Genomic DNA, 24,550 nt, shown 5'->3' on the forward strand with positions numbered 1-24,550 from the left:
TGTTCAAAAGTTTTTAAGATAGATTTATTTTTTTCGCATACGCATAAATGTATCTTAATATGTTGATAAAGACTTTAATTGCTGACGACCACCAGATTATAATCGACGGAATAATGTCTCTCCTAGAGCATGAAGAGCACGTTGAAATAGTAGGGCAGGCGCACGATGGAGAAGAAGTAATAGAAATGTGCGGTACTTTAAGCCCAGATTTAATAATAATGGATATTAATATGCCCAAAGTTAATGGTGTGGAGGCATCAAGGACTATTCGGGCAGAATATCCAACTATCAAAATACTGATTCTTACTATGCACAACGATGCCAATTTCATCAAGACGATGGCTGAAATTGGTACACACGGGTTCATATTAAAAAACACTGGACTTGGCGAGTTGCTAAATGCTATTTCACTGGTGATGGCAGGGAACACTTATTACAGCCAACAAGTAACCGAAACTTTGGTGAAGAACTTTGAAAAGAAGGATGAGCTGACCGAAATAAAATTGACTCCTAGGGAAAAAGAGGTGTTGGTGCAGCTTTATGAGGGAAAGAATTCGATTGAAATAGCCGAAAAACTCTTTATCAGTAGTCACACTGTTCAGTCACACCGAAAGAACTTGTTGAGCAAATTTGGGGTGAATAATACGACTACACTGCTAAAAGAAGCTGTTGCTAGGGGGATAATAACGGTTTAAATAATATCACTATTTTTAGTGATAAGCTTTTCATTGTTTTGGGTGATTCAACTTGTCTTTTTTAGATCTAAATTTAGATAAGGATAATTACCATCATAAACTCATGAAAGCTACTGCCACAAAAGAGCTTGAAAAAAGAGGGAAACTATACGTTTCCCACAAGCAAAAAATACAAAAAAAAGACTCTAAAGAGGCTAAGGGTCAGGTTAGTCCAATGTGTAACTTCTTAAAAAAGAACGGTTTTGATATTCTTTACGTGTATTAAATCTCTCTACTCTTAAAACCAAAAAAGCGGATCTTCTACGGTTCGCTTTTTTTGGTTTTAATCCCTACTATAAAAAAAATAGTCAGGGCAATTTGCCCTGACTAAAGGGTGATTCATATTGAAGGATTTTGTTTTAGAAACTAATTACAGCTTCAAGTACAACTCCGTTGAATTTACCATCTTGGTATCTTGAGCCGTTCCAGCCATCGCCAGAGTGCTCTTGAGAAACATATTCTAGCTTAGCCATCACTTGGTTGGTTAAAAACCAGCCACCGCCAATGTTTATCCTGCTGATATCTTGATCACTAGCATTGTCAGATTTTTTACCGGTTACGCTGTTGTAACGACCTGCTACATAAAACTGTTCGGTACCTCCAAAGCGGTACAAGGCTTCAGCACCAATTTGGGTAAAGTTGCCGCCAACATCGCCGTTGCCATTACTTGTTGTTTCAAATATTCCAAAGAACTCAAAACCTTGGTATTTGACAAATGGGTTGATTTGGAAAGCTGTTTGGTAGGCAAAACCTGGGTTGAACCTTGGGTCAAAATCACTTCCTCCAAATAGTTCGCTCTCAAGAGTGTGGTAATAACGACCGCCAGCTCTATCACCACCGTATAGGTAATCTCTAGTGCCTTCTTTAGAGCTTGAGTAGAATGAACCAGTTAGCCTAAATCTGAAATCGTCATTGATTTGTTTGTCATAACCTAGTTTACCATAAATCACCATTCCGTTATCACCTTTCACTGGGCTTTGGTTAAGCCTACCGTTTGTAGCACCCAGTACCGCCAAAAAGTCTGAAGGTTGTAAGGTTACTTCTAAAAAAGGTTCAGTAGAGAATGCGTCCATGATATAATTCCCTACAAATGGATTGTAGATAGCCATAGCGTTGTCAGATCTTCTGAAATGTGCATCGCCGTAGTTGAACTGATCCATACCTACTTTTATGGTAGCTATATCCATAATTCCTGATAAGAAATCTTCGCTTATCCAGTCCAATTTGTCAATTTGGAGGTAACCTCCTTTTACATATGCTTCTGAGTGGTGTCTAGATGAAAGATAAGTTCTCAAGTGCATTCTCATACCATCTGCTAATTGTACATCGAGATTGAGGTTGGCAGTTGGTAAGTTGAAGTTTGAGCCTAGGTCAACCAGAGTGTCACCAGCAAGTCCGTTTTCATGTGAGACTCCTTGGAATTGGAGGGCAAAATCGCCTCCTACTCTTACTTTTAACCCTTCAAACTCAACATCGTTTGTTTTAGAGGTTTCGAATACATTCAACCCTTCATATCCAGGAGCTCTAAAATATTGTAATTCTGATTGTAAGCCAATAGTTTGGGCACTAACAACTAGGCTACTGATAAGAAATAAGCAAGTAATAATAGCCGATTTTTTCATGATCTAATAGTTTATAGTTTGGGTTTGGGTTTGATTTGTTTATTGATTAAGGATTAGATTATACTTAATAGTGACCACCTTTCCTACTTTGATAGTTCCGAGCATAGCCGTGGGAGGCTCCATGCCATATGCAGTCATATCTATCTCCTTTTCACCAGTTATTGTCACTGTATTGCCACTTACAGTAGGTTTTCCTTTCACATTTACTGTTTGAGATTTGCCAGCAATGGTCAGTGTTCCTTCAGCATCAATTGAAGAAGCGGAAATACTTTTTATTTTGGTGATTTTGAGAGTAATATTCGGATTGGTCTTTTCTTTTAAAGCGTCATAGGTAAGGCTGTTCATTTTGCTTTTTCCGCTTTCAATAGATTTTACTACAAAGGTTACATTTAAGGAACTGATGTTCTTGAGCTGTCCATTTTCTATGGTGAAAACTCCAGAGCCAGAAACGTTTTGTACCACGCTCTCCCAATCATGCATGGTTGAAGTGCCTTCTATGGTGACTTTTGATTTATCACTTACTTTGAAGTTTTGTGCTGTTAAAACATTGTTTATCAGTAATAAAATCAAGGAGGTGAGAAGGGAAATGCGTAAATTCATTTTTCTACTGGTTTATGTGTAAATAATAGAAGATACAGTATGATAATCTGTATTTGTGTTACTTTTTTATTTAATTGTATGGTGCAATTATAGGTTGTGTTTTATCTGTAAAAAATGACCTAAATCATGGGAGCGATATGATATAATTGCAAATTAGGTATATACATATAATGTAAATCGTAATAATTTCCCATGTTTTTGGATATTCGTCTAAAGTAATAGTTTGTTATTTGTTTTTTTTGTAAAAACGTAAAGTGTTTATTAATGTATTCGTATTTGTGCAATGGTACTTTTTACTTAAAATATGGTACAAAAAAAGCGGACTTTTCAGCCCGCTTTTCTATCGTTTTAAGAGTTTTGCATCTTTAGTAAGCTAAAATGCTCCCTAGCCACCTCTCTACTTCTTTTTCAGTTTTACCAATTCTTGCAGCATAATCTGCTACTTGGTCTTTATTGATTTTGCCAAGTCCGAAGTAACGAGAGTTTTCGTTGGCGAAATACCAACCACTAACCGATGCGGCAGGGTGCATGGCAAAACTTTCGGTCAATTTCACACCGGTATTTTTCTCAGCATCGAGTAGCTCGAAAAGAGTTGCTTTTTCCAAGTGATCTGGACAGGCGGGATAGCCTGGCGCAGGGCGAATTCCTGCATATTTTTCCTTTATCAATTCATCATTGCTAAGCGTTTCGTCTTGGCTATATCCCCAAAACTCTGTCCTAACCCTTTCGTGCATGCGCTCGGCAAAAGCTTCGGCAAGCCTGTCGGCCAAGGCTTTTATCATAATGCTGTTATAGTCATCGTGGTCAGCCTCAAACTCCTTGGCAAGTTCCTCAGCGCCGATGCCTGCGGTTACCACAAATCCACCTATATAATCTTGCTTTCCTGAGCTTTCAGGGGCGATATAATCGGTAAGGCAGAAGTTGGTCGTCTTAGCCGACTTTTTGTTTTGCTGGCGCAGATGGTGGAGGATAGCCTTTTGTTTTTTGTCGGAGCCATCGCCTTCATAAACAGCAATGTCATCGTCAGAAATAGCATTAGCAGGGAAGAAACCTATGGTAGCATTTGCTTTGAAAAGCTTTTCTTTAACGATTTTATCCAATATTTTTTTAGCATCGTTGAACACACGGGTTGCCTCTTCTCCCACTACCGAGTCGGTAAGGATATTTGGATAACGACCAGCCAGTTCCCATGTTTGGAAGAATGGTGTCCAGTCTATATAGCTGGCTAGTTCTTCTAAGTCATACTCTTCAAAAACCTTTGTTCCTAAGAAACTAGGTTTGTTGATTGTCTGGGCATCCCAATCTAGTTGGGTTTTGTTTTTCCTAGCTGCTTCCAAAGAAATATATTGCTTGGCTTCTTGCCTTTTGGCGTGGTCTGCTCTGAGTACCTCATATTCTGCTCTTACTTTCTTAGCCTGAGTTTCTGCTTGCGATTTGTCTTTGCTGGTGAAAGCACTTGCAAGAGGAACGCTCCTAGAAGCATCCAAGACGTGGATAGTCGAACCACTGTAATGTTGCTCAATTTTTACCGCCGTGTGGATTCGGGAAGTGGTTGCGCCGCCTATAAGCAGCGGAATGTCCATTCCTTGCTCTTCCATGTCCTTAGCTACATCTACCATCTCGTCGAGGGACGGAGTAATCAAGCCGCTCAAACCAATCATCGCCACGTTTTCCTCCTTCGCTTTTTCTATGATTTTCTCTTTAGGTACCATCACACCCATGTCTATGATATCGAAACTATTGCAGGCAAGAACTACTCCCACAATGTTTTTTCCAATATCATGCACATCTCCTTTCACCGTAGCGAGCAATATTTTGGGTGCGCCTTCTTCATCTATCAACCCTTCTTTTCTTCTTGCTTCTTTTTCAGCTTCCAAATATGGTGTGAGGTAAGCAACGGATTTTTTCATCACCCTTGCACTTTTTACCACCTGTGGGAGAAACATTTTTCCATCGCCAAATAGGTCACCAACGATGTTCATTCCGTCCATCAGCGGTCCTTCAATTACCGCTAGCGGAGTGCCGTATTTTTGGCGGGCTTCTTCGGTATCTACGTCTATATAATCGATAATTCCTTTTACCAGTGCATGGGAAAGCCTATCTTCTACCGGGTCTTTTCTCCATGACTCGTCCACCACTTTCACTTTTCCCGTACCTTTTACTTTTTCGGCATAGTCGAGCAGGCGTTCGGTCGCATCTTCTCTTCGGTCGAGCAGTACATCTTCCACTTTTTCCAACAGCTCTTTCGGGATGTCGTCATACACTTCCAACATGGCTGGGTTGACTATTCCCATGTCCATGCCGTTGTGGATGGCGTGGTACAAAAATGCCGAATGCATGGCTTCCCTTACCACATTGTTTCCTCTGAACGAGAAAGATACGTTGCTGACACCGCCACTTACGTGTGCGCCAGGCAGGTTTTCTTTTATCCACTTGGTAGCCCTAAAGAAGTCCATCGCATTTTGGCGGTGTTCTTCCATACCGGTAGCAACGGGGAAAATATTCGGGTCAAAAATAATATCAGAAGGGTTGAAGCCTACTTTATCGACCAAAACACGGTACGAACGTTCACAAATCTCAATCCTACGCTCATAGCTATCGGCTTGTCCGTCTTCGTCAAATGCCATCACAATAACCGCTGCGCCATACATTCTTATTTTATTGGCATGGTCTATAAACTCTTTTTCGCCAGATTTTAAACTGATAGAGTTTACTACCGATTTTCCTTGTACCACTTGTAGCCCTGCTTCTATGATTTCCCACTTAGAGGAGTCAATCATAATAGGAACTCGGGAAATTTCTGGCTCAGAGGCGATAAGGTTCAAAAACTTGACCATGGCTTCCTTGCCGTCAATCATACCTTCGTCCATGTTCACATCGATGATTTGCGCTCCGCCCCGCACTTGGTCGAGGGCAATGGAAAGTGCTTCCTCGTAGTTGTTTTCCTTTATAAGGCGAAGAAATTTCCTCGAACCAGTCACATTGGTTCGCTCACCTACGTTCACAAAGTTTGAGTCGGGGGTGATTACTAAAGGCTCTAGTCCGCTCAGTAACAAAGGTGAAAAGTGTGTATTGGGATTTTTAGTCATGTCTCTATTTTTTAACCATTATTTCTCCAAAAGTTGAAATAATGGCTTTTAATTTATATCCAAATGCTAATTCGTGTTGAGTTATAGCTAAACAGCTTCGGTTTTATTTTCCTCGGCAACCCTTGGCGAAAATTTCGCTGCTGATTCGGCAATTGCCCTGATATGATCAGGAGTAGTTCCACAGCATCCGCCAATGATATTGATCAAGCCCTCGTTGAGGAAAATCTCTATTTGAGCAGCCATTTCATCAGGAGTCTGGTCATAAGCGCCAAATTCGTTTGGAAGTCCTGCATTGGGGTGTGCGCTTACCGCAAAGCCCGATTTTTTGGAAAGTACTTGCAAGTAAGGTCGCAAATCTTTTGCCCCCAAAGCGCAGTTTAAGCCTACGCTCATAAGCGGAATATGTGAGATGGAAATTAGAAATGCTTCAGTAGTTTGCCCCGATAGTGTCCTCCCACTCTTGTCGGTGATTGTACCCGAAACCATTACGGGAATATCCTCCCCACGCTCTTGCTTGAGCTCTTCTATACCAAAAAGCGCCGCTTTTGCATTGAGCGTATCGAACACTGTTTCAACTAGCAGTACATCCGATCCGCCGTCCCAAAGTCCTTTAGCTTGCTCTTTGTAGGCATTGGCAAGTTGGCGGAACGTAACAGCACGGTAGCCTGGGTCGTTCACATCTGGCGAGAGCGAAGCCGTACGGTTAGTTGGTCCGATAGAACCAGCTACAAAACGAGGCTTATCAGGCTGCTTGGTAGTAAACTCATCTGCCGCTTCCTTGGCTATTTTTGCTGCTTCGAAGTTTAGCTCATACACAATGTGCTGAAGGTTGTAGTCTTCTTGAGCAATGGTAGTTGAACTAAACGTGTTTGTTTCGGCAATGTCTGCTCCAGCTTCAAAGTACTCAGAGTGAATGGCTTTGATGATATCTGGGCGAGTAAGAACCAATAAGTCGTTGTTTCCTTTCAGGGGGCTTTCATGATCTTTGAAGCGCTCGCCCCGGTAGTCTTCTTCCTCTAGCTTGTAGCGCTGGATCATTGTTCCCATTGCCCCGTCGAGCACCAAAATTCGCTCCTTTAATATTTCTCTTATGTCTCTTTTTTGCATTTGAATGTGGTTAAGTACCAAAAATAAAGAAAGTTTCAATCTTGGCCAAAAGCCTCAGGAACATGATTTAAAAAAACAAAGGGAAATGAATGTAAGGAGGGATGCAAAATGCTTTCTCGCTTATCTTCCCCAATTTTCTGGGCGGGATGTAGCACCGTGGCTATTGCCTGGTTGCTAAGATGTCGTCGGGCCCTGTCCCTCGATCTTTCCTGATAAGTTATTGCTAAATGTATTTTTACAATCAGTTTACAAATGTGCTAAAAATCTTTACGAAAGGCAATGGTTTCTTAGCCAAATGCTACTGTTTTGGACTTGTGCTTGTATAGTTTCGGTCAAAATAAAGTAGCGGAGTTTGCCCTTCGGCAGTGAAAACCTCGTGAATTTCTCCAAAAATAACTGTATGTGTGCCTGAAACTGCCATTTCTTTTACCTTGCAACAGAAGGTGACCAAAGCACCCTCTAGCACAGGAGAGGTGCTTTTTTCAAAATCCCAACTGCCAAGTTCGAAGCGCTCTTCCATTGGTACTTTGTCAAACCCTGCAAATCGGTTAGAGATTGCTTCCATGGCCGAACTGAGCAGGTTGACGGAGAACAAGTCGTTTTTTTTGATGATTTCGACCAGCTCATTGTTGTTATTGATGCAAGTGAGAAGCGTAGGAGGTTCGTCAGATACCGAACAAATTGCTGTAGCCGTCAAGCCTCCTTTGCCTGCATCTCCTTGGGTAGCCACTACTGAAACTGCCCCTGCCAAAAGTCTCATTCCATCTCTAAACTCGTCTTTGCTTACTGTTTGCATGTTTTATATTATCTCTATTTCAAATTGAGTTTCAAAAGTAGAGAAAAAAAGGGAATATAGATTAGCTAAGAAAATAGCTCAGATGGTCTTGTTGGTCTTAATAAAGAGGTAATGTTTCCAAATAGCCTACTTCATTTAATTAAAGTATTGGTCTTGAGGCGATATTATGTACTAAGGTGATTTTAAGAAACAATAGATCCTTTCTGATTTCTTCTTTAAAAGGTTTCGTTGATAACTGGAAGTAGTGATAAGTTAAAATCAATTTCCAGTTCATTATTTACCCTTACAAACCCTGCAAGTTTCCGAGGAGGGGTTAGCCCAAAATCGTTGAAGCTTACTTCCTTCTTGCCCGCAAGGTAAAGGTAATCGTCATTGTTCCTTCTCACATCAAATTTGATTCTATAATATCTTGAAACCCCAACTATCGTTATTTTAACTTCCCCATTTAGTTGTTCCAGAGTTTCTTTTGGGTTTTTGGGTATTTCTAAGGCAACAAAGCTGAGCAATATTTCTGGGTGTTCCTCTGCTTGTAAAGTTGTTTGGAAATCTTTGGTGATCAGATTGTTTTGGCAATCGAAGCAAGAGGTTTTGATAAATAAATCGGTATTGTGGAATTTGATAATATCATTTTTTTCCTCAAAGTTCACTAAAAGCGTATCATTTTTGGGCGGGCTTTGCATCGAACAAGCAAAGTCGTTTACATTAGAGCTTCCGTTTATGATGATACTACTGTTTTCATCAACCAGCCATTTTCTTTCAGTTAACTCTTGGGCTTGCCCGAAGCTGCTCCAGCCTATTAGGGCAAAGAAGAGTAAAAGTTTAGGATAGTTCATCTGGGTTTATGTTTTATATTGGTGGATTTATCCTTGCTATTTGGTCAGGATAGAAGAGTAGCTTCATCTCCCTCAGTTTTATAAAGTTAAAAGAAATAAAGTTCAAAGACGATGATGATTGTCAAATCTAGCTTATGATTTTGCCCCCAAATTTTGAGAAACAAACAGATAAAAGGTAAGGTGGTTCAAGCTAACCGCAAAACCCTTCATCACCCATATTCCCCGATTGGCGTCCTTTTTTTTGCCTTCCTGCTGTTTATATATGAAAAACTGTTGTTTTTGCCTAGATTTACGTCGTTCATGGAAATAATGCTCTTTAAACTATTTATCATTGGGAACATTTTTTCGTCTGTAAAACTTATAACCGTATACCAATACCAGCACTTGCTAACTAGCTCAGACCACAATTTATAACACTACTCGGCTCAGATTCACTAGCAGAATTTGCAAAAACTAAGGATAGGATAAGCATTGCTTATTCAACTCACAAACTTTCAATATTGCTCGGACTTAGCGCTATAAAGCTCCTAGCAATAATGAGAGGCTACTACAAGGTCTATGAGTAAAGTGTACAATTATAAAATTACCACACTGATTGCCTATGTGTTCCTGCTTACAGGAATAACTTCGGCTGCGTTATGCAAAATCCCTCCTTCTCCCGAAGGGCTAAGTCTGCATAAACCTTCTTTTTGGATAGAAGGTGACAGCGTAAAAGCAGCTTACTTCAATAAAGTGGCAGCTTTTTACTTGCAAAATAAGCAAGCCGATAGTGCGATATATTTTTCCCAAAAGGCACTAGAAGAGTATGAGAGTACTTTTCCCACCTGTGTAACTGTAAAAAGTTATTTGACTGCGGCAAGAGGTCATATAGAGGTAAAAGAATTAGGCTCAGCACTAAGGTTCTATATGAAGAGCGTCAAAATGCTCGAAAATATGGACGAATCTAACCCCAAAAGAATACCCTATCTGCGAAGTGTATATGCCGAAATGGGCGACTTGTATAAGTCATGGGGTTTGCCCAAAAGTGCCTTGGATTACTATCTAAAGGTAAAAAGCTTCATGGCAAACGATACCGCTTATGAATCACATATTGGTAACCTGCAGCTTATAACGGGTGTGTATTTGGATATGGAGCTTTATGAGAAAGCCGTACTTATCGATCAGGAATTACTTGGCTTATATTATGAGTTAGACAGGCGGGAAGATGTAGCGGTTACCCTGAAAAAAATCAGCGATAACTTTGTGAAGTTAGAAGAGCATGAAGCTGCTTTGGAATATAGTTTCAAATATTTGGCTATCAATAGGGAGCTGGGTAACAAAGTAGGGGTAGCAAATGCACTGAACGATATTGGCTTCATCTATAAAGACTTAGAAGATTGCCACAAGTCTTTGAGTTACTTTTTACAATACCTGATTCAGATGCAACCGCTTGAGAAAAAGGGCAAGACACTGAGCCAATACAAGGAAACTCTTTTGACAATAGGGCTTATTTACAACTATTTGGGTGATTTGGGAGTTGCGACAAGTTATACCCATGCGCTCAACTATTACGATAAAAAACTAAAGATTGATATTGCCCAGTCCGATAAGAAAGAGATGGCAAGGACCTGTAACCTAATTGCCGATACGTATCTCAAGCTTAAGGACGAAGATAAGGCTGAGGAGTTTAGTCTTTTGGGCTTGGGTTATGGAAAAATGGTTAATTCGATGGAGGTCATGAGCGAGAGCTACCTCAACCTTTATGAATCTTATTCCAAGAAGAAAAAGATGAAAAAGGCCTTGACTTACTTCAAATTGCACGATGCCCTAGAGGATAGCCTTCACGAGCAAGACATAGAGCGCAGAAGGGATTTGATGAGGAAGGAAATGGCTGAAAACCGGATGCAGTACATTACCAACAAGCGGGAGCAGATGATTATTGATGAAGAGTTGAGTAGATTGACGATTGGACAGTTGGAACTGGAGTCGGAGCGTCAGCGTCAGGAGCTTCAGTTGCTTACTATCGATAATGAACTGAGAGAGACTGCTTTGAAAAACGAGCAATTAGAAAAGGCTCAAGCCTTACAAGAATTGAGACTGATCCAGCAGCAGATTGAAACTGAACGACAGGAAAGAATCATTGCTTTGCTAGAAAAGAACAAGCAGATTCAAGAACTGATGATCAAAAAGCAGGAGCTGGAAAAAGAGGAGAAGCAAAAGGAGGTAAAGTTGCTAGAAAAAGAGAAGAAGTATCAAGAATTACAGTTGAGCAAACAGGAAACACTTACGAAATACTCCGTTGGGATTGTGATTCTGGTGAGTATTATTTTGGTATTGATTCTTTATAATTACCTCCACGCACGGCGGGCTAATAAAAAGCTGGGAATTCAAAAAGAACAGATTCTCACCCAGGCTATTAAATTGGAGCAATCATACAAGAATTTAGAATTGCTGAGCCACATAGGTCAAGATATCACCAGTTCGTTGTCGGTGGAAAAAGTAGCTAAGGCGATCTACAAAAACATCAATAACCTGATGGATGCAACAGTTTTTGGTGTGGGGATTTATAACGCCCAACAAGAAACCTTAAACTTTACGGTGCTGCACAACGATGAGGAACTGAGCCCAAGCTTTTTTGTTCCTGTGAAAGCTAAAAATCAATTGGCAGCTTACTGCTATTCTCACAAAAAAGAAATTTTTATACAAGACTTTGAAAATGAATGCGCAGCGTATTCTTTAGAAAAAGCTTGTGAGGGTTTGGTTTCTAAGGAAGGTAAAACTCCTGCTTCGCTAATTATGATTCCGCTTTTGGTACAAGATAAAGTAATAGGGGTGCTTACGGTGCAGAGTTACGAAAAAGATGCCTATACCGATTACCATCTCAACCTGATGCGAAACATTGCAATCTATGCGAAAATAGCTCTGGAAAATGCTGCGGCGTATATGCAATTGGCTATTAAGTCGGAAAACTTGAAATCTGCCAATGAGAATATCATAGCCCAGAAAAAGACCATTGAGCTTAAAAATGAAGAATTGCTTGAGCTGAACGAAGAGAAAAATCACTTGATTGGAGTGGTTGCCCACGATTTGCGGAATCCATTGGCTATAGCCATCAGCCTTACCAATTTTGTGCTTAGCCAAACAGAAGGCTTAGGCAAAACCCAAACAGATGGATTGAATGTTACCCAACGCTCTTTACTGCGGATGGATGGCATGATCAAAAAGATACTAGATGTAGAAGCCATCGACTCGAACCGTATTAATATACAGCTTGAAGAAGTGGAAATGGACAAGTTGCTGTTTTCGGTTGGAGAAAGTTTGGCGGAGCAGGCTAAGAAAAAGAAAATTCAGTTTGTATATCAAATAGAAACTGAACAAATACAGGTAAATGCTGATAGAAACTACCTCACGCAAGTGATGGAAAACCTAATGAGTAATGCTTTGAAGTTCTCTGAACCGGGAGAAGAGGTGTTGGTACGTGTATTTGATGCTGACGATTCTGTAAGACTATCGGTGATAGACCAAGGGCCTGGAGTGAGTAAAAAGGATAGAAGGAAGTTGTTTAAAAAGTTCCAAAAACTCTCCGCAAAGCCAACAGGAGGCGAACAGTCCATTGGTTTGGGCTTGTCTATTGTAAAGAAATACATGGAGGCTATGGGCGGTAAAGTTTGGTGTGACAGCAACTTGGGCGAAGGGGCTTGTTTCTCCATTGAGCTGGCAAAGGCTTCGGCGATTAGTCTGATTGATGATAAAAATGATGAAATTTCGGTACAAGGTTAATTGCTAAGCAAAAAAAGCGGTTAGCCTCTTGTCAATCGTTTTACCCTTTTATAAAATGCGATCTTACAGCTCAGTTTTCGTTTTTTGCAATACCAAACTGAATGTCTGTAAATTTTTCAATTGCTTTTCCTTATCGTTCATCCACCCAATTTTGAAGTACGCTTCTCTATAGCTTTGGTAGTTAGTACCCATTTCCATGAATTTTTGGCGGAGAATATCTCCTATAATCGCGAAGTTTTTTCAATATTATCGGTGAGGGGTTTATAATCTGGTTGGAAGTGGTTGGGTTGTTCTCAAGGGATCGGGCTGACCAACTTGGGCAAGAGAAATATCAAATAAAAGGAGCTAGTTTTTTCATAATTTGACCTAAATTAGTCCGTATTCCATTTTGGGCAAGACGGTGAAAAGCGAAAACAAACATGGAGAATTCGTGCTTTTATTTAAAAGCTTCAAGTCCGTAATAGGAATAAATCCAACAGTTTTTGTTTCTTTTACGTGAGAATAAACAGACTTTAGACCAATTATTTTACAATTACTTCTAAAGTCGGAAAAGTAACGCTTTAATTTTTCTGCAAAAATGATAGATAGGATAAGAGGAATATTAAAAGCCGAATTCAACGATAAGTTTGAAAGGGTTTTCGATTTTGACCAATCGATTGACGATTTGGATGTTGACGAAATAATAAAGAGGTTCACTAAAAAGAAAGCAGAAGAGCATTCTTGGAAAGAAGAAGAGAAACAGACAAGCAGCAGTTCTTCAGGACGTTCGAGGTATCAAGCACCACCACCAGACCCTGCGGTTGAGAAGGAAAAAGCGTATTATGCAAATTTGGAGCTAGCACCTGGAGTCCCTTTTGCCGAAATCAAAAAATCGTACAGGAGGTTAATGAAGATTTACCACCCAGACCTCTACCATAACGACAAAGAGAAATTTGAAATGGCACAGGAAGTATCGAGGCAGATAAACGAGGCTTATGTGTATTTTGAGAATAAATATGGAAAGTAAGCGAGTGTATGATTAACTTTCGGTGAAAATTTATAATTTTAGTAAGGCAAAAATCATTTTTATTCCCGTGCCATTCAATGGAGGGAAACATAAACTTTTTTAGTTAGAATGGGCTATTTGTTAGTTCACATTCAATTCATTTAGATTATTCGATACATATGTTCGGTTGGTTAAAAAGATTATTTGGAATAGCAGAAGCGGAAACAAACGCAGCCCTCAGCAAATTGGAAAATCCTATAAAGATGACGGAGCAGGGGATAAGGGACTTGAAAACAGACTTGAACAAGAGTTTGCAGAGTTTGGCAGAAGTGAAGGCGATGCACATTAGGGCAAAAAAGGAGTTGGAAATGGCCGTGAAGCTGGAGCGCGATTATGAAGCAAAGGCTATTCTGCTTTTGCAAAAGGCCGAGCGTGGAGAAATAGCCCAACAAGATGCCGATAGGCTTGCTACACAGGCACTTGCCAAAAAAGAGCAGTTAGAGCAGCGAGTGATGAGTACCAAGAAAAATGTGGATCATTACGAGCCACTAGTGAGGAAGATGGAGACGAACGTGAACAAACTCAAAGATCAGATAGGTAGCTGGGAAGGTGAGTTGAAAACATTGAAAGCCCGATCAAAAGTGAGTGAAGCAACTGCTAAACTCAACAAGCAGATGGCCAGAATAGATTCGTCGGATACGCTTTCTCGCTTAGAAAGAATGAAAGAAAAAGTTGCTGAGCAAGAAGCCTTGGCAGAGTCGTATGCCGATATAGCTGACACAACCAACACGTCGATCGATGATGAAATAGACAAGGTACTTGGACCATCGGAAGGAAGTGGATCGGAAGCTCTTACCCGCCTGAAAGCGAAGCTAGAGAACCAAAAGTTGACTCAAAAAGAAGAGCCTAGCCAACCAGAAGAAGGAACTGGAAGCCAATCTTCAGGAACTGCAGCTCCTACGGGAGGCTTGAGCGATCTTGAAAAGCTCAAACAAAAATTGAAAGACAGCCAGTAGTTTTTTAGCTACTAGGTTTTTGCAAAAGCTTCTGTTTTCGATTGGTTCGAAGGCAGAAGCTTTTTTTATAATAGGAAGGGAAAATGTGTTAATTGATTGATGTGTTGATATGGCAATGAAAAAAAATGTGCAGATAGAAGGAGCGATAAAAATGTAGTATTTCTCTTGTACTAGTGCATGGGAATTAAAATATGTACTTTTGGTAGTCCTTCGCTTTGCGTGGGGCTTTTTTATTTACCAACCAATTTTACAGGGAAAATGAGCAAGACCTTACCGAAGAAGTTTGAAGAGCGAATGAAAAAACAGCTGGGAGATGATTTTAAAGCTTTTGAAGCGGCGTTGAAAAAAGATTCCCCCGTTTCGGTGAGGTTGAATCCGCTCAAGCCAACCCAAAAGTTTGAAGGGCTTCCCCAAATTCCTTGGTGTACGGAAGGACGATACCTTTCGGAAAGACCGTCTTTTGTAACCGACCCGCTCATTTTTGCAGGGACTTATTACGTACAAGAAGCATCGTCCATGTTTTTGAGTACGGTGCTGAAGCAGGCAGTTTCCTTAGAAGATCCACTGAGGGTACTGGATTTGTGCGCTGCCCCAGGTGGGAAAAGTACACTGATCAATTCGCTCATTAGCTCTAAAAGTATGTTGCTTTCCAATGAATTGGTCACCAAAAGAGCTGTTCCTTTGATGGAAAATCTCGTTCGCTGGGGGCATTCCAATGCTTTTGTGAGTAGCAGTAATGTTGACGACTTTGAGGGGATAGACGATTATTTTGATGTGGCGGTAGTAGATGCTCCTTGCTCGGGAGAAGGAATGTTCCGCAAAGACCCTAAAACGGCCCTTGCCTGGTCCGAGAATTTTGTGGCTACATGCAGCATTCGGCAAAAAAGTTTGTTGGAGGCGATAGCTCCTAGCATAAAGCCCGGAGGACTGTTGATTTATAGCACTTGTACCTACTCGCCCAACGAAAATGAAGAAGCCCTCCAGTGGCTTGCCGACCAAGGTGATTTTGAAGTGGTGAAGATCAAGTTGGAGGAGAACTGGGGGATTGATACCATTGAAGTTGCTGGGTTGGAAGGTTACCGGTTTTATCCACATAAGGTAGAAGGTGAGGGCTTTTTTATGGCTTGCCTACGCAAGAAAAGTGATGGCTACCCTGTGAAGTTTCCCAAAATACCGAAGAAAGGTGGCCCTAGGCTGGAAAGGCTTCCCAAAAAATACATTTCCCTTCTTGAGCCTTGGATCAAAAGCACCGAGGGTTTTGAGTTTTTCTTGCAGGAAGAGCAGGTTTGGGCCGTGAAAAAAGAGTTTGTGCAAGATTTGAAATTGCTGAACGCCAAGCTGGATATGAAAATGGCGGGGTTGGAAATGGGGAAGTTTAAAAACAAGAAATTTATCCCTGCCCACCCATTGGCGATGAGCGAAGAGCTCAACCCAAAAGTGAAATCCTTGGAGTTGGACTATGGGCAAGCAATCAGCTACCTCCGCAGGCAAGAACTTGATCTCGATACCCAAGGGCTGCAAGGTTGGGCAATCGCCCGCTTCGAAGGGGTAAACCTCGGCTGGATGAAAGTCCTCCCTGGCAGGATCAACAATTATTACCCGATGGACTTGAGGATTAGGAAGGAGATTTGAGGTGTAACTCAGTGGGTAATCCTTACATAAAAGTTTGTGATTTCAGGACAATAGCAGGTTTATTGAAGCCGTTTTCGTCCTACAAATCGTATCACAGAGCCTTTGCCGTTGTGGTATGCTCCTTCGTTTAATTGTACTTCTTCTTCGGCAAGATGCAGTACCTCGAAGCTTGGGAAATAAGCTTTTAGCTCTTCGAGGGAAAATAACATGTCTATATTTTTAGGACCGCCTACTTTGGGGTTGGCTTGGACGTAAGGCAAGTGGTTTTTGCTAAACGCCTCGAAAATAACGATGCCTCCAGTTTTGAGGTAATTGCTAAGCCTCTTGTGGAAATCAGACTTTTTCTCAGGAGAAAAATGGGCGTATAGCAACCCTATGGCATCGAATGATTCGGGTTGGAAGTTTAACTTTCCAAAATCCCCCACCAAATACTCAAGAGAGACTTCTTTTTCCTTGGCGAGCTTCAGGGCTTTGGTCTTTCCTTCGATACTCAAATCGCAAGAGGTAACTTGCCAACCGAGTGACGCGGCAAAAACTCCATTGCGCCCTTCTCCATCAGCCGGCATCAAAAGTGTGCCTGGTTTAAAGTTAGAAACCCATTCTTTAAAGAACTCATTTGGTTCTTTTCCATAAGCAAAGGATGGTTGTCCATAGCGTTCATCCCAATCAGGATTCGTCATATCTTTATTAATCTTAAAATTGTTCTAAAATAATTTCTCTGCTTGCAGTTGCCCCAGCTTTTGTGCCCATTGCCACGGTATTTGCAACCGATCGCATGCGTGTTGTATTATCTCCGCATGCATAAATACCGGGCACAGTAGTTTTCTGAAAAGGGTCAACGTGTAGGTAACCGTCTTCGGTCAATTGACAGCCTAGGCTTTCGGGAATCGAACTGTGCTGCTCGAAAGGGTTGTGGGCGTAGAGGGCTTTTAAGCTTTGAGTTGTTCCATCTTTAAAAAGAATGTGCTGCAATTGTCCTGACCTATGAACCAATTGTTGAATTTCTTTTTCTACAATGGGAATCTTCCGGTTTTGCAACTGAAGGGTTTGCTCAGAGGTTAGGGTCGGTTTTCCATTGGTAAATAGCGCAAGGTTATCTGTCCAGTTTTGGATGAAACAGGAAAACTCAAAACCATATTCTCCATTGCCTAAGATTCCTGTTTTTTGATTGCGTACCTCGTATCCGTGGCAATAGGGGCAGTGGAGTACCGAAATGCCCCAGCATTCGGGGTAGCCTTCAATGGATGGTAAAAGGTCTCGAATACCTGTGGCAAAGATCAAATTTTTAGCACGAAATATTTTGCCTGTTTCCGTTTGGATTTCAAAGCCATTTTCCATTTTTGATCCCGTAGTTGCCAAGCCTTGGTAAAACGATACAGAATCATAAGCTGCCACTTATTGTTTGGCAAGCGTTGCTATTTCTTTAGGTGTATTTCCATCTTGGGTGAGGAAATTGTGGGAATATGGGGTTTGCCTATTGCAAGGGTTATCACTATCGATAATTAGTACCTTCATCAGTGCCCTTCCCAAAGCCATGGCAGCAGAAAGCCCTGCATAGCTACCTCCTACAATGATTACATCAAATTGAGTGTGTGCTTTCATTAGATTAAATTGTTTAGTAGCACAAATCTAATGGGCGCAGCAAGGCGAGGGATAGGATGAAAATGAAGTTTGATGGGATTTATTTGAAGTTGTGCCTAAATGCTTCGGGGGAGTGACCGGTATGTTTTTTAAAGAATCGGATAAAGTAGGAAACGTCTTCGTAGCCAAGGTGAAAAGCGATTTGGTTTATTTGGTTTGAGGTGGCGAGTAGGTAGCGTTTTGCTTCGAGCAATATATGCTCATTTATTAGTTGGGAACAGGTTTTGCCAACCAAAGATTTGGTGATTGCATTGAGCTGATAGGCAGACAGGTGCATCATGCTAGCATATTGAGAGACTTGTTTGCTGGTGGAAATATGGGTTTCCAAAAGTCTGGACAGTTTTTCTAATTGCTCTTGAGTGTGAGAGCTATGCTTGAGAGAAGGAGAGGAGGGCTGTAGCCGAATCAGGTTGATGAAAAAAATACGCAGGTTTGCCCTGACCATTTCCTCTGTCTCTTCTTTTTTGTAGTTAACCTCTTGAAAAATCGTTTCTAAAAGGGGGAGAAGCTGTTGGGATTCAAGGGCAGTTGGTTCGTACAGCGTAGTTTGGCTTGCTTTGCGCAATAGTTGGGTAGTAGTTGGGTCATTTATATAGACAGAATCCGCATTGAATTGCAAAATGAATCCTTTGGTGCGTGCATCCAACGAGAGCAGGTGTACTTGCCCTGGGCGCAGGAAGAAAATAGAATGGTTAGAAACTGTATAAGGGGTAAAGTCCACTTCATGGCGACCTGAAGCTTTTTCCAAAACTAAACAGAAATAGAAATCATGCCGGTGTAACTTTTGAATCATAGGATTTCCATCCAATATCTCTTGAAGTTTTCGGATACTAAAACTACCTTCAAGGTCGGGTTCTTTTTTGATCTGGCGGATGTTGATAATTGGAATATCTCCCATAGTAGTTGCTAAATTTCTTTTCTTGCTCCTTTGTTGTTTTTCGAATAAACCGAATGCCATAGATACTGGCAATAGAATCGGTTTTAGGTTTCGAAAGTTTGCTGGCTTGAGGTAGTTTGATAGTTCTCAAAGCCATCAGACGTGATCGTTTTCACCGTGATTTTCGGTAATCTTACTTCGTTTTAAGAGCTTTCGCTATTTTATTTAAAATATAATGGTCGATGTGTGGAAAACCGCCTTCAACAAGGTCAGCATAATTGCCGTCTCGGTCTATAATAATATTGGTTGGATACCCTTTGATTTCAAATAATCGGCAAGTACTTCTACTATCTGTAACTACAGGATAGCTTATAGGATGTTTTTCCAAAAAAGTGTTTACGTCAGATTTCGAGTCGAACGTAATGGATGCAAACACTACGTCTGGGTTATTTTTGTAGCTTTCATACACCTCGTTCAGCTCAGGTATTTCCTTGATACAAGGCATACAGGAAGTGAACCAGAAATTGAGAACTACTATTTTTCCCTTGGTATTTTTCGAGGTCAGGGTTTTCCCATCAAGTGTTTGAATGTTGAAGTTAGGGGCTTTTTTACCAACTTTCTCCGATGGCTCTCTCAACTCCATCCTTTTCAGCATCATCGCCTTCTCTTCTTCTGTGATTTTTCTAAGTTGCATATACAAAAGTTCGCCTTCTTTGTCCTTTACAGGATCCAAAGTCCAATCTCCCGTCATTATGAGCTTGCGCATTTTGATTTGTTCTACTCTGTTTCCAGCCTCGTCTTTTATAAGTGTATTTGGATCAACCTGAAGTTCTTGCGCATGCCCTATGAAATAACAAAATAATATAAGTAAAGTGAGTGGGTAAAAAATTAGCTTTTTCATAAATGTCTTTGAATTAAGTTTTGAGTAGGTGTGATACAAACATACTATGTCAGTATGTTAAAGTGAGGTTAAATAGTATTAAATGATGTTAAAAGCAGGGTGTATGTTTTAAAAGAGTGCCTGTGTCTAGTTTGTTATAATGGTTGAGTATGATTTTTAGGACAAGGTTTCGAAGTTGTGTATTTTGATGGGGGATGAAGTACTAGAAAGGGATTTTATGCCCCAGAAACATAAAAGGTCACGAACTAGAGATTCGTGACCTTTTTGCTATTACGACTTGCTACCTCCACTTAATCTGGGAGGTAATGGTTGAGTCGGTTATTTTATCATCTTCCGCAAGTAAGAAGGCTTTGGATAAAATGACGGACAACCCAGAGTCTCCCTCGAAAGGAATATACAAGTTATCGGTATGGTTTTTCTTGCTTCGGTCTGGAACGATGCAGAGGTATTGGTCATTGGGTTCCATCAGGATATTGGTGCTTCCAATATGAATTTTGTAGGTTCTTAACTTTCCTTTCACCACCAAAAACTTATCTTTTATTTCAGCTACTTTACTGATTTTAAGCCTTGGTAAGAGGGAACTAAGGATTTCTTTCCTGTTTTTCGCTATTTCGGAAAGATCCCCAAACGAATAAGCTGTCCAATAATCTCTATAGGCTGGTACGCCGCCTGAGTCTTGCCAAGTTGGGTCGTTGCCCACGCTGGCTACTCCCACAAACAAATCCACATCCCTTAGCACTTCAGAAAAAGGAACAACGGGTATGTCTACCATATCAACCACATCATTTGTTTTTAGGTCTAAAAAGCGGATTTGGTCGGTAGCTATGTAGTTCCAAATACCAGTGTCATTATAGGCATCGTCTGCATTGATTTCATTTATCCAATATTCTGCCTTTAGCCCAAACTCAGGAAGTTCCAAATCAGCAGCTTCATTGTACCGACCGTCGTCGTACCAGCCCATCAGGGCATAGTTCCAGCCCCTAGTTTTTGCCAACATATTAAACTGATGCTGTTTCAGTACGTGGGCAGCCATTCGGTTGCTGTAAGACTTGGTATTTACTTCGGCATCGGTGAGGAGGTACACCTCGCGGAAAGCTTGTTTTAAGGGCTGCTGGAGTTTTTTTTCGATCAAAAAATCTCTCCAATCTTTTATCTTTTCTACAGAATAGTTAGCTGGATGCCACAGCGTAACCACGCTATCGGTACTGGGCTGGAAGATTTCCCCCTTGGGGCTCGTCCATTTCCCACCTATGTAAATGCCAGTTTGTGCATTTTCCCCTGAGGTAAACACCCAAATGAGTTTGTGGGAAAGGGCTGCCATTAAGCCATGTTCTAGGTAGAGCTGGGTAAAGTTTTCCATGTTCCAGCTGCGGTTTTGCCTGAACATTCTATCAACTCTGTCTCTTTGGGCGGTGAGTGTTTGCTCTAGTTGCTTTTTAGTAGCCTTTAGCTTTTTGAGCTTTTGGGCATGTTTTTCTTTCACAAAAGCAGGAACAGACTTTTGGTAAGCACCGTCTGGTTTTATCCATTTCAAGGTCGATTTCCCAATTCCCGTAATCTCTATTTCAGCTTGGTAATCGTCAAATGTCATAAGTTTTTTACCTTGCGCTAGGCCAAAGTCTTCCACTGCCATGTCCTCAATTTCTTGTATAGAAATACCACGGGTCTTGGCAGCGTCCTTCAGGTACTTGTCGATCATCTTTTGAGTGTTGGCTTGCTTTATCCTCAGCTTGAGGCGCGAAAGCTTTCCTATGCCCGAAAGACCTTTCGACTGAAAAAGTGTGAAGAGGCAAGCATTACCTACCGCTGCGGCAGCAGGACCTTTTCCAGGGATTTTTCTATAACTCCGTTCGGCTAATCTTGAAATATTGTTGAGCGTAGTTTCGTCATGAAAGTGGCTGCACATCCAAATAAAACCTTTTATGGCATCAGAATTTACCGAGGACAAAAACTCTGAAGTAGTGTAGTTGTAAGAACCTCCTGCATAGGTTTGGGTGTATTCGGTGGTCTTTTCCTTTAGTTCGTACAGAAAAACTAGCCAAGCATTAACTGTTTTTTTGAACTTTTCTGCTCCGAGTTCTTTGAAGAGGGCATTACTTTCTTTTAAGTATTTCTTCGTGGGCTTTCCAGTATTGGCAGTTTGTGCAAGTGCAACTAGGCGGTACCAATGAGGTTGGTCTTTTTCAGGAGCTTCTTTGATGAAGGAGTTGGCAAATTCTTTAAATTGATCATCTCCTAAAAAAAGAATGGGTTTTATTTCAGCTGCACCATTTGTTGAATCGAAATAGATGGAGTCCAGCTTGTTTATTAATTTTGCTTTGGCAGTTGCATTGTAGTTGTTCGTGTCTTGTTTGCATTTTGCTTTCAATACGTCGAGTGCCTTTAGAAGTTCTTCCGATATTATCTTGCTTTTCAGTTGTTTGCTCAATTGATTCACGAACAGGCCTATAGGCCAAGCATGTACCGATTTCCAGCTGTTGTATTTTGCTGTTTCACAAAACTTATTGATGAGGTCAATCGCTTGTTGGGCTTCAAAGTGGATTTTGGTTCTTAAAATTTGATGGAGATAAGCATTGCAAGTTTCCTCCTCTTTGTGTGAATAGGTTCCTCCATGCCTAAGCCCCCTTTTATACTCTGCAATGGTAGACATACAGTACTGTAAAAAGTTGATTTTCTGAGTGTCATCCCATTTTTTTACCTCGCCTTTGTAAATAGACGTTTCGTTTACATCTGGGGAATAATAGTAGCCGTGTTTGTCCTTTTTTTCAATCTCCTTTATGGTTTCGTCTATTACCCTTTTAAAGGTCTCGTTTGCAGTATCGTCGTTTGTTTCTCCTGTAACTATGCTTTTTAACTTTTCTATAATGCTCATAATCTCATCCTCCTACAAGTGGTGTTAGTTTTAGAAAACTGATTTTTGAATGTTGGGTAAGCAATATTTTTTCCTCTAGGCTTTCGGCTTGTTGGTTGTCTATCAGTACGAAGTAGCTATTTTTGTTGAAGGCTTCCAGTGCTATGTACACTTGCTTTTCCCCGTCAATCGCTTTTTTGTTTTTGACCTTGTAGCCGTTTAGCGTTTTTTCCGCTTCCGAAGGCTTCACTAGCCCGTTAAAAACTTCGGGAAGCTTTTTGTTGTAGTTCTCCACTTCTTGGAACACCCGTTGGCTGATAATTTCCTTTACCGTCACATTTTCGGTTGCAAACTCAAGGTTAAGTTCGTTGAGGATCTCTCCCGTGAAGGTTTCATCTTTAATAGTTACAATCATGTTGCTCTTAAAAGTTTAATGATAGAATTAGCTTTCTTTGAGAATATGTTCGTAAATAAAAAAGGCTAGAGCGTAAGCTATGTACGGTGTGAAAAAAAGGTGGAAAAAATGATTGGGGGTCTTACTTTTAAAGCTTCTAAGAGGACGAAATCCTAAGGTATTAATTTTACTTTGTTATATTTGATAAAAAACACTTGAATATTAAGTCAGTACTTTCTAAGTAATAAAAGAATGAAATGGTCTTATGAGAATGATATTGAGATTAGGCGATATGAATATGATGACTATCCAAAAGTTGAGGTTAATCTAATCTCATTAGATAGAGCGGAGAAAGTAATAGCGAGTAAGAACAAAAGAATACAAACAAAAGATAAGACTTTTGAACACCAAGGGTATAAAGGGTTTGACTTCTCATTTAGTGAAGTTTTATCTCCAATGGAATTTGACTCTCTAATAATTTTATCACGATTCCGATTTCTTAGAACAATTTTTACGCAATCATTCATTATTCATGGTGCAACAATTCATTCAAGTTCACATTTTGAAGAAACATTTTTTATAGAAAAAATAGAGTTTCATGATGTTACTTTTAAAGATGATGTGTCATTTTGGCAAGCTATTTTTTTGAAAAAAGTAGAGTTTAATAGATGTACATTTGAAAAAAATGCATGTTTTGAAAACACAGTTTTTGTAGATGAAGTAGTTTTTAATAGATGTGTTTTTGAAAATCCAGTAAATTTTGCATTATCTGATACACCGAAAACAAATCAATGTTTTTACCGAACTATAAAGGGTGGTTTCAATGATTCCGTTTTTGAACAAAAAGTGGTGTTTTACCATCGTCATTTTGCTGCAATATCTTTCAATAATACAAAATTTAAAAAGCTAGTTGATTTTTATCAAACAACTTTTTTAGAGCCTGTATGTTTTCACAAAACAGATTTTGAAGATACATCTGTATTTTCAAAGGCTACGTTTAAGGAGTTAGCGGTATTTCTTTATACACAAGTATCAAAAAATATGATACTTCGTGAAGCAGATTTTCAAGACGGTGTCAATTTTTCTTTTATTAATTTCATCGGAGGGGGAAACTTGAATGTTTTTAATCTCAAAATTGAGTTTAAATTAAATAAAGCGCCTAAAGAGAGTGGAGCTAAGGAAATAATTGATGATTGGAAAAGTATAACTCACCTTCAAAAAAGAGAGACTTTTAGAACTTTAAAAAATGAATCGATAAAGCAAAATAATAAAATTCAAGCATTAGAATTTCATCAAAAAGAAATGGATTCTTTTAGAGAGGAGCTCAAGGCTACCAAGCATTGCTTGAATATGGATAGACTTATACTGGCATTTAACCGCTACACAAATAATTATGGTTTAAATTGGGTAAGGGGATTTTGGGTCACATTAGGTGTTTCAATTATGTGTTTTGTTTTATATTACATCTCCCTGACTACAAAACCTATTGTATTTACTTCTGAAGTTGATTTAGGTAATTCGTTTCAATGTATAGGTATAGTATTGGGTTATTTTATTCAATTTATTAATCCGACTCATAATGTGCATTTTATGCATTCCTATCTCGGGAATTGGTCTGTATTTTGGGATTATTTATCAAGGATCGCTATAGGGTTATGCATTTATCAAACTATACAAGCTTTTAGGAAATTTGGAAAGGTATGATACAATAGA

Annotated in this window: 19 protein-coding genes, 1 pseudogene and 1 riboswitch; of the genes and pseudogenes, 7 read left to right on the plus strand and 13 right to left on the minus strand. The window is 40.1% G+C overall.

Features of this window, described 5'->3' with window-relative positions:
- The first annotated feature begins 59 nt into the window (after positions 1 to 59).
- Entirely contained in the window at positions 60 to 695 is a 636-nt protein-coding gene (locus R9C00_04175; protein ID WPO36644.1) for a response regulator transcription factor, read from the plus strand.
- A gap of 103 nt (positions 696 to 798) precedes the next feature.
- Positions 799 to 960 (plus strand): hypothetical protein, encoded by a 162-nt coding sequence (locus R9C00_04180; GenBank protein ID WPO36645.1) that lies wholly within the window; start codon positions 799 to 801, stop codon positions 958 to 960.
- A gap of 133 nt (positions 961 to 1,093) precedes the next feature.
- Here the strand turns inward: R9C00_04180 and R9C00_04185 are convergent, their stop codons facing one another.
- The 6 genes from R9C00_04185 to R9C00_04210 all read right to left on the minus strand — a co-directional run bounded on the left by R9C00_04185 (position 1,094) and on the right by R9C00_04210 (position 8,781).
- Positions 1,094 to 2,356 carry a hypothetical protein gene (locus tag R9C00_04185; protein ID WPO36646.1) on the minus strand — a complete coding sequence of 421 codons (1,263 nt, stop codon included), beginning with the start codon at positions 2,354 to 2,356 and terminating at the stop codon, positions 1,094 to 1,096.
- Positions 2,357 to 2,395: 39 nt separating this feature from the next.
- Positions 2,396 to 2,956, minus strand: a complete 561-nt coding sequence (locus R9C00_04190; GenBank protein ID WPO36647.1) for a YceI family protein — start codon at positions 2,954 to 2,956, stop codon at positions 2,396 to 2,398.
- A gap of 365 nt (positions 2,957 to 3,321) precedes the next feature.
- Positions 3,322 to 6,045 (minus strand): methionine synthase, encoded by a 2,724-nt coding sequence (gene metH / locus R9C00_04195; protein ID WPO36648.1) that lies wholly within the window; start codon positions 6,043 to 6,045, stop codon positions 3,322 to 3,324.
- An 87-nt stretch (positions 6,046 to 6,132) separates the two neighbouring features.
- Positions 6,133 to 7,152, minus strand: coding sequence for a homocysteine S-methyltransferase family protein (locus tag R9C00_04200; protein ID WPO36649.1), 1,020 nt, complete (start codon positions 7,150 to 7,152; stop codon positions 6,133 to 6,135).
- A gap of 117 nt (positions 7,153 to 7,269) precedes the next feature.
- Positions 7,270 to 7,371, minus strand: a riboswitch (SAM riboswitch).
- Positions 7,372 to 7,450: 79 nt separating this feature from the next.
- Positions 7,451 to 7,948, minus strand: a complete 498-nt coding sequence (locus R9C00_04205; protein WPO36650.1) for a flavin reductase — start codon at positions 7,946 to 7,948, stop codon at positions 7,451 to 7,453.
- A gap of 215 nt (positions 7,949 to 8,163) precedes the next feature.
- Positions 8,164 to 8,781, minus strand: a complete 618-nt coding sequence (locus tag R9C00_04210; protein WPO36651.1) for a YceI family protein — start codon at positions 8,779 to 8,781, stop codon at positions 8,164 to 8,166.
- A gap of 558 nt (positions 8,782 to 9,339) precedes the next feature.
- Here R9C00_04210 and R9C00_04215 point away from each other — a divergent pair.
- Positions 9,340 to 12,540 (plus strand): ATP-binding protein, encoded by a 3,201-nt coding sequence (locus R9C00_04215; GenBank protein WPO36652.1) that lies wholly within the window; start codon positions 9,340 to 9,342, stop codon positions 12,538 to 12,540.
- A 63-nt stretch (positions 12,541 to 12,603) separates the two neighbouring features.
- On the opposite strand, the gene R9C00_04220 is transcribed toward R9C00_04215, so the two are convergent.
- Positions 12,604 to 12,732, minus strand: coding sequence for a hypothetical protein (locus R9C00_04220; GenBank protein WPO36653.1), 129 nt, complete (start codon positions 12,730 to 12,732; stop codon positions 12,604 to 12,606).
- Between the two features lie 385 nt (positions 12,733 to 13,117).
- On the opposite strand from R9C00_04220, the gene R9C00_04225 reads away from it, so the two are divergent.
- The 3 genes from R9C00_04225 to R9C00_04235 all read left to right on the plus strand — a co-directional run bounded on the left by R9C00_04225 (position 13,118) and on the right by R9C00_04235 (position 16,173).
- Positions 13,118 to 13,546 (plus strand): J domain-containing protein, encoded by a 429-nt coding sequence (locus tag R9C00_04225; GenBank protein WPO36654.1) that lies wholly within the window; start codon positions 13,118 to 13,120, stop codon positions 13,544 to 13,546.
- 158 nt (positions 13,547 to 13,704) lie between these two features.
- On the plus strand, positions 13,705 to 14,541 hold the full coding sequence (locus R9C00_04230) for a PspA/IM30 family protein (protein ID WPO36655.1): 837 nt from the start codon (positions 13,705 to 13,707) through the stop codon (positions 14,539 to 14,541).
- Between the two features lie 258 nt (positions 14,542 to 14,799).
- Complete coding sequence (locus tag R9C00_04235) at positions 14,800 to 16,173, plus strand: RNA methyltransferase (protein WPO36656.1); 1,374 nt, start codon at positions 14,800 to 14,802, stop codon at positions 16,171 to 16,173.
- A 59-nt stretch (positions 16,174 to 16,232) separates the two neighbouring features.
- On the opposite strand, the gene R9C00_04240 is transcribed toward R9C00_04235, so the two are convergent.
- From R9C00_04240 to R9C00_04265, 6 genes and pseudogenes are all read right to left on the minus strand, one after another.
- Positions 16,233 to 16,853, minus strand: a complete 621-nt coding sequence (locus tag R9C00_04240) for a methyltransferase domain-containing protein (GenBank protein ID WPO36657.1) — start codon at positions 16,851 to 16,853, stop codon at positions 16,233 to 16,235.
- Positions 16,854 to 16,866: 13 nt separating this feature from the next.
- Positions 16,867 to 17,775, minus strand: a pseudogene (locus R9C00_04245) (NAD(P)/FAD-dependent oxidoreductase).
- A 79-nt stretch (positions 17,776 to 17,854) separates the two neighbouring features.
- Complete coding sequence (locus R9C00_04250) at positions 17,855 to 18,712, minus strand: AraC family transcriptional regulator (GenBank protein ID WPO36658.1); 858 nt, start codon at positions 18,710 to 18,712, stop codon at positions 17,855 to 17,857.
- 172 nt (positions 18,713 to 18,884) lie between these two features.
- Complete coding sequence (locus R9C00_04255; protein WPO36659.1) at positions 18,885 to 19,592, minus strand: TlpA disulfide reductase family protein; 708 nt, start codon at positions 19,590 to 19,592, stop codon at positions 18,885 to 18,887.
- Between the two features lie 280 nt (positions 19,593 to 19,872).
- Positions 19,873 to 22,464: a DUF4132 domain-containing protein gene (locus tag R9C00_04260; GenBank protein WPO36660.1), complete on the minus strand. Its 2,592-nt coding sequence runs from the start codon at positions 22,462 to 22,464 to the stop codon at positions 19,873 to 19,875.
- 4 nt (positions 22,465 to 22,468) lie between these two features.
- The gene (locus R9C00_04265) at positions 22,469 to 22,858 is read right to left on the minus strand and encodes a hypothetical protein (protein WPO36661.1); all 390 of its coding nucleotides are present in this window, start codon (positions 22,856 to 22,858) and stop codon (positions 22,469 to 22,471) included.
- Between the two features lie 231 nt (positions 22,859 to 23,089).
- Here R9C00_04265 and R9C00_04270 point away from each other — a divergent pair, with 231 nt between their 5' ends.
- On the plus strand, positions 23,090 to 24,541 hold the full coding sequence (locus R9C00_04270; protein ID WPO36662.1) for a pentapeptide repeat-containing protein: 1,452 nt from the start codon (positions 23,090 to 23,092) through the stop codon (positions 24,539 to 24,541).
- Positions 24,542 to 24,550 lie beyond the last annotated feature (9 nt).

Source organism: Flammeovirgaceae bacterium SG7u.111, assembly GCA_034044135.1.
Taxonomy (GTDB): Bacteria; Bacteroidota; Bacteroidia; order Cytophagales; family Flammeovirgaceae.